The sequence below is a fragment of the Thalassospira sp. MCCC 1A02491 genome (assembly GCF_001613785.1).
Taxonomy (GTDB): Bacteria; Pseudomonadota; Alphaproteobacteria; order Rhodospirillales; family Thalassospiraceae; genus Thalassospira; species Thalassospira povalilytica.
This window is the reverse complement of the sequence record NZ_LPVX01000029.1, coordinates 1-18,013: the sequence shown is the minus strand read 5'-3', so window position 1 is coordinate 18,013 and position 18,013 is coordinate 1. Positions and strand designations below refer to the sequence as shown.

Genomic DNA, 18,013 nt, shown 5'->3' with positions numbered 1-18,013 from the left:
GATCTAATTTTAAAGCCTGCAAGTGGTACGGGCGAAGGGACTCGAACCCCCACGGATTGCTCCACTGGAACCTAAATCCAGCGCGTCTACCAGTTCCGCCACGCCCGCACACAAGCACGCAAATCACGCCGGTAAGACCGGAATGAGTGCGCCTTAATACAAACTTCGCTCACCTCATGCAAGCATCGCCTTTTCGACAAATGCATTCTTGTCGAAATTAACCGGCAAACGGCCGCGCTATCGCGCGACTTTCAACGGTTTGCGTGAAAAAAGAAACTAGCGCAAAAGACGTTTGACCGCGCCAGATGCGGCAATTTTGCCCTGCCCGACATAGCTTTCATGATTTTTTTCGATCATCGAAAGGTCGTAAAGATAGTTCACCATCACCCCGAATGACTGTAGCCAGCCGTTTTCCTTGCCATTGCCGTTCCAGTTAAGCCGTTCGACCCGTGCGCCGTTGGTCAGATGGAAATGAGCCACCGGATCAAATGCCGACCCGGTTTCCGGGCGTCTGGCATTCAACAAATACCATGCGGCAAGATATTCGATATTGGTACGCGTGCGTTCGCTGACCTCGTCGGGATGTTTGGCAGGCGGCTTTGGCCCCATCAGGTCATCACAATCACGCAAGGCCGCCTCGATCGCCTTGGGCAGGCCGGTTTCCTGTTTTTGCGCCATTGCATCAAGCTGTTTGTTCATCCAGCCGCGCAGTGCCGGGATCGGTGACAGGGTGCTGAACTGTTTAAGGTCGGGCAAATCGCGCTGTAATTCACCCACCACCCGCTTGATCAGGAAATCACCAAAACTGATCCCCGCCAACCCAGCCTGTGCGTTCGAGATCGAATAGAAAATCGCGGTATCGGCCACTGCGCCCGCTTGAAGGCCTTGTTGTTCATGTGCGTCCTGATCGCCCTTGATCAGGGCATCGACATTTCCGGCGATGCCGTTAACCAGTGCGACCTCGACAAAGATCAGCGGTTCATCGGGCATTCCCGGATGGAAAAAGGCAAAACATCTGCGGTCCGGGGCCAGCCGACGCTTAAGATCGTCCCAGCTCTGGATCGCGTGAACGGCCTCATAAGCGATCAGCTTTTCCAGAAGGGCTGCCGATGAATTCCACGTAATGCGCTGTAATTCCAGAAAACCGATATCAAACCAGCTTGCCAGCAATTCCTTGAGATCGCGTTCAAGAATCGCAAGTCCCGGTGCCTCCTTGCGCCAGCGCAAAAGATCAGCCCGCAGATCAACCAGAAACTTCACCCCCTGAGGCAAGGAATTGAATTCCTTAAGGATCATGCGAAATGGTGGCACAAGTGCGGTTCTGAGCTCCGCCTCCAGAAGCGCCTGTTCAGCCAGATCATCAGCCATGTTCCAGTCTGCCATGACCGCCGAAACATGATCGCGATCCACGCCAAATTCATTGACCAGCAAATGCAGAAACGCACGTTTGCCAGCATCATCAAGGCGCAGAAAATCATGCCCAAGTTCCGCCGCACGTGATCGCGCCGATACCGCACCACCGCGCCGGGCCAAACAATCTGCGATCTGACGGCGCCAACGATCCTGACGGCTTTGGCCTTCATCAAGACCAAGACTGCGCACAACCGAACTGTCGCGCAATTCACGCCAGGCCAGACGAAGATTATCTATGGTTCTGTCAAGAAAGGTCTGAGACATGATTGTCCCCCACATCCAGCAGTTTTACAGCCCGGCCATGATCCGGGCAGACCACGACTGACCGTTGTTTTTTTCACACCACGTAAGACATGCAGGAGATGTCGTTGGCATCACTTTTTATGCGGCTTTATGCGGCCTGTCTGACATTTATATCGGAAGGTCGGCACCAAACATCCAGCACCTGTTGGTACTTGTCACAAATTTGGTGCAAAACGCGCTTTGCGCAATCACTGGGATCAATGGCGAAATGTTCAGGCTTTCTTCCGCGAGGCCAGCCACAATTCGCGCAGAATGACGGGAAGATGGTCCGGAATATCTTCGGCGATCAGCCCCGGGCCAATATCCGCACCGCACCGGCCATGCAACCAGACACCCATGCAGGCCGCATCAAACATTTCCATGCCCTGCGCCATCAGCCCGCAAATAATCCCTGCCAACACGTCGCCAGAACCGGCCGTTGCCAGCCAGGGGGCTTCAATGGCGCTGATGGCCGCGCGCCCGTCCGGGGCGGCAATGACCGTATCGGCACCTTTGATCAGAACCGTCGCACCACTTCGTTTCGCCGCCGCCCGCGCACGGGTCAGTTTGTCACCTTCGATGTCGGGGAACAGGCGACCGAATTCCCCTTCATGCGGGGTCAATACCGTCGGCCCCTGAACCGCAAAACATAATGTAGACGGATCATCGGCAAAACTTGTGAGGGCATCCGCATCCAGAACCGTTGACCGGCACTGATGCAAAAGTTTGAGAACAAGGCTTCTTGTATCGTCGCCAACCCCGTATCCGGGCCCGATGACAAAGGCGTTATGCCGGCAATCATTCAAAAGAGTTTCGATCTGACCGATCGGTGCGGTCATCACGCCGGGGCTATCGGCCCCGTATATCGGCAAGACTGCGGGGTCGGATACCACCGTCAACAATCCGACACCGGACCGCCGTGCGGCCCGCGCGACAAGGCGGGTCGCCCCGGTCATGGCAGCCCCACCAAAAGCCAGAAGATGACCACGATGATATTTATGCCCGTCAAGACCGGGCCAATGGATGCCCGCCCGCCACAAAACAGGATCATTGCGCCAGCAATTTGGCCGGATTTCCGAAATGATCTGATCGGAAATCCCGATATCGCGAATGGCCAGTTCACCGCACATCAATCGCCCCGGCAAAAGATAGTGCCCCGGCTTGGCCCGGCAAAACGTCACTGTCAGATCCGCCTTGATCGCACATCCGCGGATCATGCCGGTATTGCCATCAACGCCTGAGGGCACATCAACCGAAATCACAGAAGCCGTACTTGAATTGATCGTGGTGACCAGCACCGCAATATCGTCCGTGATGTCACGGGCAAGCCCGGCACCAAAGATACAATCGACAACAAGATCCGCCCCGACAACCAGCGCCGGTGACAGGCGTTCGGATGCGCCTTCCCAGCGCGCGGCATGATGTGCGGCATCCCCTTTAAGGGCCGCGACATCCCCCATCAGCCCAAGCCTTACAGACCAGCCCGCTTCGCGCAGCAAACGCGCAATGACAAAACCGTCCCCGCCATTATTGCCCGGCCCACACAGAACCGATACCGATCGTGGTGACCAGTGGCGCACGATTTCTTCGTACACCGCACGTCCGGCATTCTCCATCAGCACATCACCGGCAATCCCGCCTTCGATGGTGCGACGATCTGCTTCATACATCTGGTCTGTGGTCAGAATTTCGAACATTTCACCCCGTCAGCTTTGCGCGGCAGCATCAACCAGCATGGCGGAATTCCCGCCTGCCATCCGGTCACCGGACATGGCAAGTCACCGGTAGCCATTTTCCTGATGTAACAGTATATTGCACCAAAATTCGCACATCAGACAGTTAGCACATAGGGTTATCTTTCTGGTCTGCAAAGATCACGCACTTTCCGCAACAAGGCTTTGCCCACATGCATGTTGTCGTTATGGGTGCTGGCGTCATCGGGACGACAGCGGCCTGGTATCTTTTGCAAAATGGTCATCAGGTCACGGTAATTGACCGCCAACATGCCAGCGCGCAGGAAACCAGCTTTGCCAATGGCGGTCAGATTTCTGCATGTCATGCGACGCCGTGGGCCAACAAAGGTACGCCGGGACAAATCCTGAAATGGCTTGGTCGCGAAGAAGCGCCGCTTCTGATCAGAATGCGCTTTGACCCGCAACTATTTGCCTGGGGATTGCGGTTTTTGGCCAATTGCACGGATAAACGTGCGCAGATCAATCTTGAAAAGGCCTTGCGGGTTGCGACCTATAGCCGTGATTGCCTGCGTGCGTTGCGCGGTCAGCTTGACCTGCAATACGATCACAGTGAACGGGGTATCCTGCATATTTGCCGCGATGATGGCGAAATGGCTGCGGTTGCGCGTGCGACCCAACAGATGCAGGAACTCGGTCTTGGCCGAAAACTGGTCAGCACGCAGGAATGTTACGAAATTGAACCTGCCTTGCGTCAAAGCACGGCCCCTATTGTCGGTGGCAGCTACACCCCCGATGATGAAAGTGGCGATGCCCGAAAATTCACCGAACAACTGACCGGCCATTGCCGTGCCCGTGGTGCCGATTTCAAATTCAACACCACGATTAACCGGCTGATCCATGACAATGGCAAGGTCACGGCAGTCCAGACCAATCAGGGGCAGATCAAAGCTGATGCCTTTTTGGTCTGTCTTGGCAGTTACAGTCCGCTTCTGGTCAGGCCGCTTGGCATCAATTTGCCGATTTACCCGTGCAAGGGCTATTCGATCAGTATCGATACGACCGGCTATGACGGCGCACCGCACACCGCCCTGATCGATGACAGCGTTAAAATGGTGTATTCAAGACTTGGCAACCAACTTCGGGTTGCAGGCACTGCCGAGCTTGACGGGTATAACCTGCGCATGTCGCCGCGCCGAAATCAGCTGATCGTTGATAAGGCATTAGAATTGTTTCCAAATTGCGGGGACCGGTCCAGCATCGCCTTTTGGTCGGGATTGCGCCCGGTGACGCCTGATTCTGCCCCTATTCTTGGCGGCACAAAATATGGTAATCTGTTCCTTAACACGGGGCATGGGACGCTGGGCTGGACGATGAGTTGTGGATCGGCAAAGGCAATCGCCGACGTTATAAGCAATCGCACACCTGACATCCCACTTACAGGGCTGGGTATCGAACGTTTTAAACGAGCGTTACTGTAAACCATGGGACCAGGGGCTGATATGACCAGCAATACACCGATTGGCACAACCAGTGTGCCATTGGCCGATCAGGTTGTCTTGAACGCCCTGCCCTATGCGGCTGTCATCTGTGATCGAAACGGTATTGTTCTTCAGTGTAACGAGGCCATCGCGCGCCTGATTGGTGTATCGCGCGACCGCATGATGGGCCGCAAGGCCGGCTTTCTTTCCAAGGGCCTGATCAACGATATCGAAGACGTGTTCGCATCGGGCCGCACGTGGCGCGGTGATATTGTTCTGGTTGGTGCATCACGCGAAAGCCATGTTTGCGATCTTTCGATCGCCCCGCTTGAATATTTCCAGAACAATGAAACACGTACTGCGGTTTTGATGACGCTTCTGGAAAATGATCGTCAGCAACAAGCCGAACGATCCCTGATGGAACAAACCCGCCATCAGGCCGACGCAAATGCATCAAAATCCGACTTCATCGCCAATATGGGCCATGAATTGCGTACACCGCTTAATGCGATCATCGGCAATTCCGAACTGATCGCCCAGGCCGTTCTGGGGGATATTCCCGATGGTTATCGGGATTGCGGACGCGATGTGTATGAAGCAGGCAAGCACCTGCTTGAACTTGTGAACAATGTGCTTGATGTGTCCAAGCTGTCGGCCGGGTCCATGACCCTTCAAGCCGAAGACGCTGATCTTGGCATCGTCATCAATGAAGCAGCCAAACTGGTTCGTGACGACATCACCCGTCGCAAGCACCATCTTCGGATCGAATTGCCCCAGGATGGGTTTGCCCTTCGCTGTGACAAGCTGAAGCTCAAACAAATCCTGATCAATATTCTGAGCAACGCCGCGAAATTCACCCCTGATGGCGGTACGATCACGATCAATCTGACATCCACCGATGATGACGTCACCATCGCGATTGCCGACAATGGCGTTGGCATGAGCCCGAATGACATTCCGCGCGCACTTGCCCGCTTTTCACAGCTGCACCCATCCGGGGTCAAGGAAAGTGCCGGGACCGGACTTGGTCTTCCGCTGGCAAAGCTTCTGGTCGAACTGCATGGCGGCAATCTCAGCATCGAAAGCGCACCGGGCAAAGGAACAACCGTGCGCATCACGCTGCCGCGCGGATAACCCTGCATCCCGAATATCAACATAAAGGCCCCGCATCGGTCGTTCGATGCGGGGCTTGGTGTTTCATGCAGCCGTGCTGAACGCACCAATTAGCTCTGCATACTATTGCTGTTGTGCAGCTGACTGGTTGATCTGGTCGTGGCGTTGTCTGACCTCCTTGGGCCAGCGGCTTTTGATATAGGACAGGCTGGCGATGATTTCTTCATCACTCAACACATCCTCAAACCGCGGCATGGCCGAGGTGTAACCATCCCCTGCCATTGCGGCCGGACCATATTTGGTCAAGGCAAATAGCAGGGCATCGGGGTGATGCCAGGTGTGACCGGTTTCATCATGTGGTGGCGCTGGCAGCAAACCGTCTTCACCCCGTTCGCGCCAGTTGGCCTCACCTTCCAGTTTTACGCCGTGGCAGGACGCACAATTTGCGTCATAGATTTTCTTGCCAAGAGCCACGACCTTCAGATCATCGGGGTGCAATTCCACGTTCTGTTGCGGCCCGGCCTGCGGGACGAAAAAGGAAACAATTCCATACATGATGGCGGCCCCGACAGCGGCCCCCAGCACCATAACACCTTTGTTTTGCACGCTTTGGTCTCTCTCTTTTCTTTTTTGATTCACGGGCCGCGCTTCAGCGCGCCAGATCGTTGATGATCGGACAATGCGGACGATCATCGCCGTGGCAGGCATGCACAAGATCGGAAAGTGTTTTCTGCAAGCTTTGCAGTTCCGAAATCTTGCGTTCGATTTCACTCAGATGGGCCTTGGCGATTTCCTTTACGTCAGACGATGCGCGGTTGCGATCCTCGTAAAGCGACAACAGGACACGGCAATCCTCGACCGAGAATCCAAGCCCGCGCGCACGTTGCAAAAACCGCAATTTATGCAGGTCATCGTCACTGTAATCGCGATATCCGTTTTCAAGCCGCCCTGGCGTAACCAGCCCGATATCCTCGTAATAGCGGATGGTTTTCGCCGGAAGCCCGCACCGGGTTGCTGCATCGGAAATATTCATAACTGTCTCCCCGCCTTAACGCCGGACTTTCCAGCCGCGCAACGTCAAAGAGTTGCCGACCACCGAAACAGAACTGAGCGCCATGGCCGCCCCGGCAATCGCCGGGCTCAGAACGCCAAGAGCGGCAAGCGGCACACCCACCACGTTATAGGCAAAGGCCCAAAACAGGTTCTGTGCGATCTTGCGGCGCGTGGCGATCGAGATATCAATAGCCGCCGACACCAGTGCCGGATCCGACCGCATCAGGGTGATACCCGCGGTCTCCATGGCGACATCGGTACCGCCGCCCATGGCAATACCAACATCGGCGGCCGCCAATGCCGGAGCATCATTGATGCCATCGCCAACCATGGCGACATGACGGCCCTGCTTACGCAGTTTTTCGACCTCGCGCGCCTTGTCCTGCGGGCGAATACGTCCTTCCCCGCGCTCCAATCCCAATTCACGGGCAACATGGGTTGCGACATCCTGACTGTCACCAGACAACATGATGGATGAAATGCCGCGCGCCTTAAGATCGGCAATCGCCTGTTTGGCGCTTTCACGAATGCGGTCTTCAAGGGTGATATAGCCTGCAAACGCAGCGTCAATCGCCACCAGCACAACAGTGCGGCCTTCGCTTTCATGCTGTTTGATTTCATCGGCAATCGCCTGTTGGGGCGATGCGATACCCTGATCCTGCAACAGGGCCTCTGTCCCGATTGCAACCGAATGGTTTTCGACACTGGCCAGGACACCAGCCCCGGTTTTGCCTTTGAAATCGGTGATATCGGGGATCTGCATTTCCTCGTCACGGGCCAATGACACAATCGCACGCGCAAGCGGATGTTCGCTTGCCGCCTGAACCGCCGCAACCAGACGCAACATGTCATTGCGTTCGACCCCGTTTAAGGCACGAACATCACGGACCGTCGGTGTTCCTTCGGTCAGGGTTCCGGTTTTATCAAAGATCACGGTATCAACGTTATGTGCCTGTTCAAGGGCCTCGAAATTGCGGATCAGGATCCCGTTACGCGCGGCACTGCCCGTCCCCGCAACAAGGGCGGTCGGGGTTGCCAGACCAAGCGCACAGGGACATGCGATCACCAGCACCGAAACTGCGGCAACGATGGATGCCTCTGCCCCGTACCCCATCAGCAACCAGACCGAAAGGGTCACAAGGGCAATCACAACCACCACCGGCACAAACACCGAAGAAACACGATCCACCAGTTTTTGCACCGGTGCCTTGCCTGTCTGGGCCTTTTCAACCAATCGAATGATCCGCGAAAGCGTTGTGTCATCGCCAACCGCACGTACTTCGATATCCAGTCGGCCGGTGCCATTGACCGCACCGCCAACAACGGCATCGCCTGGCATGCGGGCCACCGGCCGGGTTTCACCGGTAATCAGACTTTCGTCCAGTTCGCTTTCACCGGCATGCACAGTCCCGTCGACCGGAACACGTTCGCCTGGCAGCACACGGACAATATCCCCCACCGTCAGACTTTCGATGGCGACATCCTGTTCACCGGCACCATCAACCAGTTTGCGTGCACGCCGCGGGCGCAATGCCATCAATTCACGGATTGCAGCAGACGCACCGCGTTTGGCGCGTTCTTCCATGATCTTGCCAGCCAGGATCAGCGTAATGATCGCTGCTGATGCCTCGAAATACAGATGCATGTCGCCGGGCTTGCCGACCACCATGTTATAGACACTCAGGAAATAGGCCGCCGACGTTCCCAGTGCGACAAGAACATCCATATTGGCACTGCGATGGCGCAATGCCGCCCAGGCACCTTTGTAAAACCGCTGACCAATGATGAACTGCACCGGTGTTGCCAGAACCAGTTCAAGCCAGGCCGGCAGGTGATAATTCACACCCAAGTTCATCCACACCATCTGCAACACCAGCGGCGCGGTCAGAAGTGCCGATACCGCAAGCATCACAAGTGATTTGTCAAACCGGCGCGCCTGCCCATTGTCGGTGGCGGATTGCCCGTCGGTCGCATCATTATCGCCCGTTGCGGATGTGTTGCGCGACGTTGCATGATACCCGGCATCCTCAATCGCGCGGATGACTGCTGCATCATTGACCTTGCCGGGCAACGCGTCGATATCAGCACGTTCAAGGGCGAAATTGACGCTGGCCGATGTGACGCCCGGCATCGCGGCCAAAGCCTTTTCCACGCGCAACGCACAGTTCGCACAGGTCATGCCATCAACATCAAAAGACAGCTGCTGTTGCGGAACGCTATAACCGGCATCCTTGATGGTATCTGCAATCTTTGCCGTATCAAGCTTGTTACCGTCAAAGCGGATATGGGCGGAATTCAGTGCCAGATTGACATCGACCCCGGTCACGCCATCAAGACCGGCAATCGCCTTTTCCACGCGCCCGGCACAATTGGCACAGGTCATGCCCTCAATCGGTAAACTGACCTCGTCCTGTTGCGCGGACGCTGCCTGTGATCCACTGTCTGTGCTTTCCTGGGAAGGGCCTTCTTGGGCGGCACTACCCTGGGCGGTGTGATCGGTTGTTTCGATCCGGCTATCCATATCTTGTCACCTCAATCCGGGTTGACGGGGGGCGCATGGCTTCAATGCCGTTTGGCGCACATCCCTGTTTGATATGGTGGAAGATAGACCTTCCAGCAACTGGAAGGTCAAGCCGAAAAGTTCCGATGCGCAAAAAGACTGGAAAGCTTTGAATTATAATAAAAAAAGCCCCGGACAAATTCCGGGGCTTTTGAAGCGTTGATCGAAAATTCGATCAGCCGTGCGGGTTCGGTTCCCCGGCCGCGCGGAACTGGATGTAGTTTTGCAAGCCCATCATATCGATCAGGCGGATCTGCTGTTCGATCCAGTATGCGTGATCTTCTTCGCTGTCATCCAGCAAACCAACCAGCATCTGACGGGTCTGGAAGTCGTCTTCCTTTTCCGCGATCTTGATGGCTTCCTTAAGCAGGTTGATCACGTGATATTCGTGCTCGAGATCGTTTTTCATCATCTCGGGCACGGTTTTGCCGATCTTGATCGGTTCACGCGATGCGGTGTCGGGCACGCCTTCAAGGAACAGGATACGCTCGATCAAACGCTTGGCGTGTTCAAGTTCCTCGTCCTTTTCATGGTGCATGCGCTCATACAGCGAATGCAGGCCCCAGTCGGCATACATTTCGGCATGCGTGTTGTACTGGTCGGCCGCAGACAGCTCGGCAGTCAGCTGTTTGTTCAATGCGGCAATAACCTTTTTACTACCCTTCATGGCGTTAAGCTCCTGATCTGGTTAGTCGCCGTCGCCTGAACGGCTTTGAATGTAATTTGCGATACCGACATGTTCGAGTTGCCACTCCTCGGTCTCAAGCCAGTCGACATGTTCTTCCTGTTCTTCAAGGAATTTGACCAGCAGATCACGGGTGACAAAATCTTCGGCTTTTTCGCATGCAGTGATTGCTTCGCGCAGCAGCGGCAAGGAGGCCAGTTCGAACTTCATGTCGCAACTGACGATTTCCTCGACATTTTCGCCGATCATAAGTTTATTGAGGTTCTGAAGATTGGGCAGGCCTTCAAGGAACAGAATGCGCTCGATCGTGTCATCGGCACGTTTCATTTCCTTGATGGAAAGCTTGTACTCATATTCGCCCATTTCTTCGACGCCCCAGTCGCGCAGCATCCGGGCATGCAGGAAATACTGGTTAATCGCAGTCAGCTGATTGGTCAGAATGCGATTAAGATATGTGATGATCTTTGGATCACCTTTCATCATGGCTCTCCTGATGGGTTGGGCTACCAAGATATTGGGAACAGCCCCCACCCGTTTCAAGAGAAAAACGCGCCTTTGATTACCATTATCAATAATTTAGGCGATTTCCTTAAAATTCTTCATTTACACTGATTGATTAAAAATCATTCGCAGATTTGGGCCTGCGAATGAAAATCGCTTCGGCAAAAAATCACCTGAATGCGATCTTTTACCGCCCCTGATCCGTACGACTCGTAACCACATTCACGCAGCCTGTACCGGGATCAAAATGCCTTCTTGTCAGACCATTCGTTTCGTATTGGGCGATCAATTGACGCGCTCTGTTTCAAGTCTTGCCGATGCAGATCCGCAGACCGACGTCATTGTCATGGCCGAACCCCGTCAGGAGGCCACCTATGTCCCCCATCACAAACAAAAGATCGTCCTGATCCTGTCAGCAATGCGCCATTTCGCAGATCAGCTGCGCCAAGAAGGCTTCATTGTCGATTATCATGACTATCAAAGCCGCCCCTGCGACAGCTTCAGCAAAGCACTGCGGTCATCCCTTGATCAGTATAATTGCCGGAAAATCATCATCACCGAGCCCGGGGAATGGCGGGTTCGCAAGGAAATAGAGGGCTGGGAAACGCAATTTGATGCGGAACTTGAAATTCGCCCCGATGACCGGTTCTTTGCAACACTTGGCGCGTTCGAGGATTTTGCACGCAATCGCAAAGAATTGCGGATGGAATATTTCTATCGCGGGCTGCGGCGCGAAAGCGGCATTCTGATGGAACCCGATGGCAAGCCGGTCGGTGGCAAATGGAACTTTGACCACGACAATCGCAAACGCCTGCCCGACGATGTGACACCGCCTGAACCAATGTCCTTTGCAACCGATGAGATAACCCGCGATCTTCTGGAATGCGTTGACACAGATTTCCCCGATGCCATTGGGGATACCCGTTCATTTGGATGGGCGGTGACGCGCGATGATGCGCGGGCTGCACTTGATCATTTCATCACCACCCGCCTGCCCCGCTTTGGCGACTATCAGGATGCGATGACGGTCAAAAGTGCGACCGTTTATCACGCCCTGATCAGTCCCTATCTCAATATCGGATTGCTGTTGCCCGAAGAAGTCTGCCGGGCGGCTGAGCGCGCTTATCACGACGGCACAGCGCCCCTGAATGCGGTCGAAGGCTTTATTCGACAGATTCTTGGCTGGCGGGAATATGTGCGCGGTCTTTACTGGCTCATGGGCCCGGATTACGCCACGCGTAATCATTTCAATGCCAGCCGGGCACTGCCGGCCTTTTTCTGGGACGGGAACGTTTCACTGAACTGTTTGCGTCATGCAATCGGCGAAACGCTGGACAATGCCTATGCCCACCATATTCAGCGCCTGATGGTGATTGGTAACTTTTCCCTGCTTGCCGGTCTGTCCGTCAAGGACGTATGCGATTGGTATCTGGCTGTTTATATCGATGCTTTTGAATGGGTTGAATTGCCAAACACCCTGGGCATGGCGCTTTATGCCGATGGCGGGGTCATGGCGTCCAAACCCTATGCGGCCAGCGGAAAATACATTGATCGCATGTCGGACTATTGTCAGGGATGCCAATTCAATCCGCGCAAAAACACCGGGCCGGACGCCTGCCCGTTCAATGCGCTTTACTGGCATTTTCTGGATCGCAATGCCGATACGCTTGGCAACAATCCCCGCCTCGGCATGCCATATCGTAACTGGGCCCGGATGAAAGACCAGACAAAGCGCGACCTGATCACACAGGCCGAACAGTTCCTGAACCGTCTTGATAAAGGCGATTTTTCAAATCAGCCAAAGCAGGCAACACTGTTTTAAATTCTGGAAATCACCCCAAAGCCGGGCGGGTTCCCCGTTCCGAACCAGAACGGCAAGCTGATCGCAGGAAAGGCTGCTCTGGACCGGACGCCAAAAGACAGAATTGCCAAAAGACGAAACTGTCGCCCAAAACACAAAAAGCCGGACTGATGTCCGGCTTCCGCATTGGCAATCCCGATGAACGGGTGCCTAAAGTGCGCTGGCGTTATGCAATTGCGTCACGAGCTGCTTTACGAGCAACGTCTTTGATCTGCCAGTGAGAAATACCGACATCATCAAGATCGCGCTTATCGAGGCCGTAAAGTTCATTCGCAACCGAGCGTGCATAGGCCCAACGGCGAACAGCAACAAGAATACTGGACAGGAACATGTTGAACCTCCTTGGGTTACAAAATTCGAATGCTGCCTTGGAGCTCACCTCCAACTGTCTGGCGCATTCACCTCAGTAGTTTCGCAATGCAATATGCCCAAGGGTCACTCAATCCTCAATTGCCAAAGTTTGCATATCATCTGTTCCATTTCGTCACATATAAACCCGCGACTACGGCTGATCGGCCACAAAATCCCGAAGTTATGCATATTTCACAGATGTTTTCAGCCAATGGACGCCCCGTCAAAACGTACCGCGGCGCGGCAAAACACCGGTGATCACGGGCAATATCAGCTTAATTTTGACGGAAATGACGTCTGTTTTCGCGAAATTGATGACCGATTTGACGTCGGGCAAACAGGATCGCCTGTTTTGTCGCCCGACAACAGATCCGTCAAAACCGACAAATGGCGTAAAACAGGTTTCATTTGTGCCGGATCACATCGTAAACCATACCAATATGCTTGAATTTTCCGGCACTTGTGACGGTCCGGAACATCTTTGATGCTGACAAACGCTCTAATTGTTTTTGCTGCCCTGCAATATGATGATTGGCTACCAAATTATTTTTGTAACAGATTGTTTCAGTTCGCATTCTGGAAACGCCCTGTTACAGTTTTGTGGATGCATTGAACGGTCTCTCACAGCATGTTGTCGCTGCAAATGGTTCAAAGCCAGGGAGGAAACCTAAATGTATCTGCGCAAAACCATCCTCGCCACCGGTGTGGCGATTTCTGCACTCGCAACTGCAAGCTTTGCACATGCAGAGCCGACCGCTGAAGTTCTGCACTGGTGGACTTCGGGCGGCGAAGCGAAAGCTGTTGCTGCACTTAAAGAAGATTTCGAAGCCAAAGGCGGCAAATGGGTCGATAGCCCGGTTGCTGGTGGTGGCGGCGATGCGGCCATGACCGTTCTGCGTTCGCGCGTTCTGTCTGGTGACGCACCGGCTGCTGTTCAGCTTAAAGGTCCGGCGATCCAGGATTGGGCCGAACAGGGTGCGCTTGCTGATCTCAATGACGTTGCCGAAGCAGAAGGCTGGGACAAGGTTATCCCGCCGGCGATTCAGGACGTCATGAAGTATGAAGGCGACTATGTTGCTGTTCCGGTAAACATTCACCGTGTTGACTGGATCTGGGCAAACCCGACCCTTCTGGCAAAAGTCGGCGCGACCGAAGCCCCGAAAACCTGGGACGAGTTCAACGCCCTTGCTGACAAACTCAAAGCTGCCGGTATTACCCCGGTTGCTCATGGTGGTCAGCCGTGGCAGGACGCAACCGTCTTTGAAACCGTCGTTCTTGGCCTTGGCGGCCCGGAATTCTTCCAGAAAGCTCTGGTTGATCTCGACGAAGACGCTCTGAAATCCGACACCATGAAAGCGGTGTTCGACCAGATGCGTAAAATCCGCGGTTATGTCGATGCCGACTTCCCGGGTCGTGACTGGAACCTTGCAACCGCAATGGTCATGAATGGCGAAGCTGCCATGCAGATCATGGGTGACTGGGCAAAAGGCGAATTCCTTGCTGCTGGCAAAGTACCGGGCAAAGACTTCATCTGCTCGGCAACCCCGTCGGAGCACGGCTACCTGTTCAACGTTGACAGCTTTGCAATGTTCAACGTTTCGGGTGACGACAAGGTCGAAGGCCAGAAACTGCTCGCTGAACTGATCGTTGGCGAGAAGTTCCAGGAAACCTTCAACCTTCTCAAAGGTTCGATCCCGGCACGTCTTGGTGTTTCGCTCGACAAGTTCGACGATTGCGCCAAGAAATCCGAAGCTGACCTTCTGGCAGCCCAGGAAGCTGGTGGCTTCCTGCCGTCCATGGCACACGGCATGGCACTTCGCGGCCACCTGTCCGGTGCGATCGTTGACGTTGTCACCGCCCACTTCAACTCCGACATGTCGTCTGACGAAGCCGTCTCGCGTCTGGTCGAAGCTGTTGAACTGGCCAAAGACTAATCTCACCTGATCTGAACAGTCTTATCGACTGAATCGTATGCAGGCCCCGGTTTCCGGGGCCTGCTTCCCGCTACTTTAACTTTTGAGGCAAAGGGTATGGGGGCTTCTCAAAGCACCGAAAGCAACCTGACGGCCCGCATCCAGCGTCATCTTTCCAAGATCGTTGTTGCACCGTCCTTTGCTGCGTCCCTGTTTTTCGTTTACGGGTTCATCCTGTGGACGGGCTATATGGCGTTTTCCAAGTCGCGCATGCTTCCTGTATGGGATTGGGCAGGCCTGCGACAGTACGAACGCCTGTGGCAAATGGAACGCTGGCATGTTGCCATTGAAAACCTTCTGGTCTTTGGCGGTCTGTTTATCGTGACCTGCCTGATCATCGGGTGCCTCTTGGCAGTTCTTCTCGATCAGCGTATTCGCGCCGAAGGCGCACTTCGCACGATCTTCCTGTATCCGATGGCCCTGTCCTTCATTGTGACCGGTACCGTCTGGAAATGGCTTCTCAATCCGGGCCTTGGCCTTGAAAGCATGATGCATGATTTTGGCTGGACGAGCTTCAAGTTCGACTGGCTGGTCAATTCGGACATGGCGATCTACACGGTTGTGATTGCGGCTGTCTGGCAGGCATCTGGCTTTGTCATGGCAATGTTCCTTGCGGCATTGCGCGGCGTCGATCAGGACATCATTCGCGCAGCCTATATGGACGGTGCCAGCCTGCCCCGTATCTATTTCGGCATTATCATTCCGTCGATCCGCCCGGTTTTCCTGAGTGCGATCGTCGTTCTGGCCCATCTGGCCGTCAAAAGCTTTGACCTGGTCATCGCCCTTACGGGTGGCGGTCCGGGTTACGCATCGGATCTTCCGGCAACCTTCATGTACACCATGGCATTCCAGCGCAACCAGCTTGGTGTTGGCGCGGCCAGTGCAATGATGATGCTGGCAACCGTTATGGCAATCATTGTGCCGTACCTGTATTCCGAACTGCGCGGAGGCAAGAAAAATGGCTGATCTTCAGACCTATAGCCACGACGCAGGCTGGAAAAACACGGTGCTGCGCGGCTTGCTCTATCTCGTTTTGATCCTGTTCGCAGCCTATTATCTGTTCCCGCTGATTGTCATGATTTCAACATCGTTGAAGTCGCTTGACGAAATCCGCGAAGGATCACTGATTTCGCTGCCGCGGGTGGTGACGTTTGATGCATGGAATTATGCATGGAACGAAGCCTGCGTCGGTGTGGAATGCACCGGGATCAAAGTCTATTTCTGGAACTCGGTCAAAATGGCGATCCCCGCCGTTCTGATTTCGACCTTCCTTGGTGCGATCAACGGATATGCACTGACCAAATGGCGGTTCAAGGGTGCCAACATCGTGTTTGCGCTTCTGCTGTTTGGGTGCTTCATTCCGTTCCAGGTCGTTCTGCTGCCGATGTCACAGGTTCTTGGCAAGCTCGGCCTTGCCAGCTCGACCCCGGGCCTTGTTATGGTCCATGTCGTTTACGGCCTTTGCTTCACCACCCTGTTCTTCCGGAACTATTACGTATCGATCCCGGATGAACTGGTAAAAGCAGCCACCATTGACGGTGCGGGTTTCTTCACCATTTTCTGGCGCATCATTCTGCCGATTTCGACCCCGATCATCGTGGTTTCGGTCATCTGGCAGTTCACCCAGATCTGGAATGACTTCCTCTTTGGCGCGTCCTTTGCCTCTGGCGAAAACGCTCCGATGACAGTCGCACTCAACAATATCGTCAACACCACTACCGGCGTGAAACAGTACAATGTCGATATGGCAGCAGCCCTGCTGACCGGTCTTCCGACATTGCTGGTTTATGTCCTGGCAGGCAAATACTTCGTCCGCGGCCTGACCGCCGGTTCGGTGAAGGGATAAGCAAATGGCATCACTCACCCTCGATAAAGTTCGCAAGGCCTTTGGCCCTGTCGAAGTTCTCAAGGAAATCAATCTGGCAATCGAAGATGGCGAGTTTCTCGTCCTTGTCGGTCCGTCGGGTTGCGGTAAATCGACCCTTCTGAACCTGATTGCCGGTCTGGAAAGTTCGACCGGCGGGGAAATCCGCATCGGTGACCGCGTCATCAACGACGTACACCCCAAAGACCGTAACATCGCCATGGTGTTCCAGTCCTATGCGCTGTACCCGAACATGACGGTTCGCAAGAACATCACCTTTGGTCTGGAAATCCGCGGTGTGTCGGCACAGGAACGTGACAAAGCCGTTGCCGATGTCGCCAAGCTGCTTCAGATCGAGCCGCTTCTGGATCGCAAACCGTCCCAGCTTTCGGGTGGTCAGCGTCAGCGCGTTGCCATGGGCCGTGCGCTTGTGCGTGATCCGGATATCTTCCTGTTTGACGAACCGCTTTCCAACCTTGATGCCAAGCTGCGCGTTGATATGCGGACCGAAATCAAGAAACTGCATCAGCGTCTTGGTTCGACCATCGTTTACGTGACCCATGACCAGATCGAGGCCATGACACTTGCATCTCGCATCGCGGTCATGAAAGGCGGTATTCTTCAGCAGTTCGATACGCCGCAGAACATCTATGAGCGCCCCAACAACATGTTTGTTGCCGGCTTCATCGGTTCGCCGTCCATGAACTTTGTCGATGCGACCCTGATCGACAATGGTGGCAAGCTTGCCGTTTCCATCGAACGTGATGGCGGTCCGATTACCCTGCCGCTGTTCGAAGCACCGGAAAGCTACAAGGCCTATGTCGGCAAGAAAGTCGTCTTTGGCATCCGTCCGGAAGGCCTGACACACAAGCGTACCGGCTCAGACGAACCGGGCAGCCAGTATGTCAACTTCGACAGCAAGGTCGAAGTGATCGAACCGACCGGTGCCGACACCATGACGGTGATCGACATTGCCGGCAAAGAAATCGTCGCACGTGTCCGTCCGGACCGCGCACCGACACCGGGCGAGAGCATGACCTTCTCGGCCGACATGTCTCAGATCAGTCTGTTTGACCCGGAAACCGAGTTGCGGATCTGATCTGACTGGCGGGTGGTTCTGGGGGCCACCCGCCATTCTTCTTTTACCGGTGTGTCAAACCCGCCGGTCATGAAAAAAGCGGCCCG

Annotated in this window: 15 protein-coding genes and 1 tRNA gene; 7 read left to right on the top strand and 9 right to left on the bottom strand. The window is 54.6% G+C overall.

Annotated features, from left to right (window positions below; genetic code table 11):
• Positions 1–23: 23 nt before the first annotated feature.
• From AUQ42_RS09755 to AUQ42_RS09745, 3 genes are all read right to left on the bottom strand, one after another.
• A tRNA-Leu gene (locus AUQ42_RS09755) sits at positions 24–108 on the bottom strand.
• A gap of 168 nt (positions 109–276) precedes the next feature.
• Positions 277–1,677, bottom strand: coding sequence for a malonyl-CoA decarboxylase (locus tag AUQ42_RS09750; RefSeq protein ID WP_068518904.1), 1,401 nt, complete (start codon positions 1,675–1,677; stop codon positions 277–279).
• Between the two features lie 251 nt (positions 1,678–1,928).
• Positions 1,929–3,392, bottom strand: coding sequence for a bifunctional ADP-dependent NAD(P)H-hydrate dehydratase/NAD(P)H-hydrate epimerase (locus tag AUQ42_RS09745; RefSeq protein ID WP_068518903.1), 1,464 nt, complete (start codon positions 3,390–3,392; stop codon positions 1,929–1,931).
• Positions 3,393–3,601: 209 nt separating this feature from the next.
• Between AUQ42_RS09745 and AUQ42_RS09740 the strand changes: the two genes are divergently transcribed.
• Both AUQ42_RS09740 and AUQ42_RS09735 read left to right on the top strand, forming a co-directional pair.
• The gene (locus AUQ42_RS09740; protein WP_068518902.1) at positions 3,602–4,867 is read left to right on the top strand and encodes a D-amino acid dehydrogenase; all 1,266 of its coding nucleotides are present in this window, start codon (positions 3,602–3,604) and stop codon (positions 4,865–4,867) included.
• Positions 4,868–4,888: 21 nt separating this feature from the next.
• Positions 4,889–6,001: a PAS domain-containing sensor histidine kinase gene (locus AUQ42_RS09735; protein ID WP_068518901.1), complete on the top strand. Its 1,113-nt coding sequence runs from the start codon at positions 4,889–4,891 to the stop codon at positions 5,999–6,001.
• Between the two features lie 102 nt (positions 6,002–6,103).
• Here AUQ42_RS09735 and AUQ42_RS09730 read toward each other — a convergent pair whose 3' ends face one another.
• From AUQ42_RS09730 to bfr (AUQ42_RS09710), 5 genes are all read right to left on the bottom strand, one after another.
• Entirely contained in the window at positions 6,104–6,586 is a 483-nt protein-coding gene (locus AUQ42_RS09730; RefSeq protein WP_231856731.1) for a cytochrome c, read from the bottom strand.
• Positions 6,587–6,629: 43 nt separating this feature from the next.
• The gene (gene cueR, locus AUQ42_RS09725; RefSeq protein WP_068518899.1) at positions 6,630–7,013 is read right to left on the bottom strand and encodes a Cu(I)-responsive transcriptional regulator; all 384 of its coding nucleotides are present in this window, start codon (positions 7,011–7,013) and stop codon (positions 6,630–6,632) included.
• 15 nt (positions 7,014–7,028) lie between these two features.
• Positions 7,029–9,554: a heavy metal translocating P-type ATPase gene (locus AUQ42_RS09720; protein ID WP_082817814.1), complete on the bottom strand. Its 2,526-nt coding sequence runs from the start codon at positions 9,552–9,554 to the stop codon at positions 7,029–7,031.
• A gap of 214 nt (positions 9,555–9,768) precedes the next feature.
• The gene (gene bfr, locus AUQ42_RS09715; RefSeq protein ID WP_068518898.1) at positions 9,769–10,260 is read right to left on the bottom strand and encodes a bacterioferritin; all 492 of its coding nucleotides are present in this window, start codon (positions 10,258–10,260) and stop codon (positions 9,769–9,771) included.
• Between the two features lie 21 nt (positions 10,261–10,281).
• Positions 10,282–10,758: a bacterioferritin gene (bfr, locus tag AUQ42_RS09710; RefSeq protein WP_068518897.1), complete on the bottom strand. Its 477-nt coding sequence runs from the start codon at positions 10,756–10,758 to the stop codon at positions 10,282–10,284.
• Between the two features lie 268 nt (positions 10,759–11,026).
• On the opposite strand from bfr (AUQ42_RS09710), the gene AUQ42_RS09705 reads away from it, so the two are divergent.
• Positions 11,027–12,601, top strand: coding sequence for a cryptochrome/photolyase family protein (locus AUQ42_RS09705; protein WP_068518896.1), 1,575 nt, complete (start codon positions 11,027–11,029; stop codon positions 12,599–12,601).
• A 205-nt stretch (positions 12,602–12,806) separates the two neighbouring features.
• Here the strand turns inward: AUQ42_RS09705 and AUQ42_RS15795 are convergent, their stop codons facing one another.
• Positions 12,807–12,971, bottom strand: coding sequence for a DUF1127 domain-containing protein (locus AUQ42_RS15795; protein ID WP_114097336.1), 165 nt, complete (start codon positions 12,969–12,971; stop codon positions 12,807–12,809).
• 691 nt (positions 12,972–13,662) lie between these two features.
• On the opposite strand from AUQ42_RS15795, the gene AUQ42_RS09695 reads away from it, so the two are divergent.
• The 4 genes from AUQ42_RS09695 (at position 13,663) to AUQ42_RS09680 (ending at position 17,927) form a co-directional block, all read left to right on the top strand.
• Positions 13,663–14,925 carry an ABC transporter substrate-binding protein gene (locus AUQ42_RS09695; RefSeq protein ID WP_068518894.1) on the top strand — a complete coding sequence of 421 codons (1,263 nt, stop codon included), beginning with the start codon at positions 13,663–13,665 and terminating at the stop codon, positions 14,923–14,925.
• Positions 14,926–15,021: 96 nt separating this feature from the next.
• Complete coding sequence (locus tag AUQ42_RS09690) at positions 15,022–15,930, top strand: carbohydrate ABC transporter permease (RefSeq protein ID WP_068518893.1); 909 nt, start codon at positions 15,022–15,024, stop codon at positions 15,928–15,930.
• Complete coding sequence (locus AUQ42_RS09685; protein WP_068518892.1) at positions 15,923–16,810, top strand: carbohydrate ABC transporter permease; 888 nt, start codon at positions 15,923–15,925, stop codon at positions 16,808–16,810. Before AUQ42_RS09690 ends, AUQ42_RS09685 begins: the two co-directional genes overlap by 8 nt.
• Positions 16,811–16,814: 4 nt before the next feature.
• Positions 16,815–17,927 carry an ABC transporter ATP-binding protein gene (locus AUQ42_RS09680; RefSeq protein ID WP_068518891.1) on the top strand — a complete coding sequence of 371 codons (1,113 nt, stop codon included), beginning with the start codon at positions 16,815–16,817 and terminating at the stop codon, positions 17,925–17,927.
• The last annotated feature ends 86 nt before the right edge of the window (positions 17,928–18,013 follow it).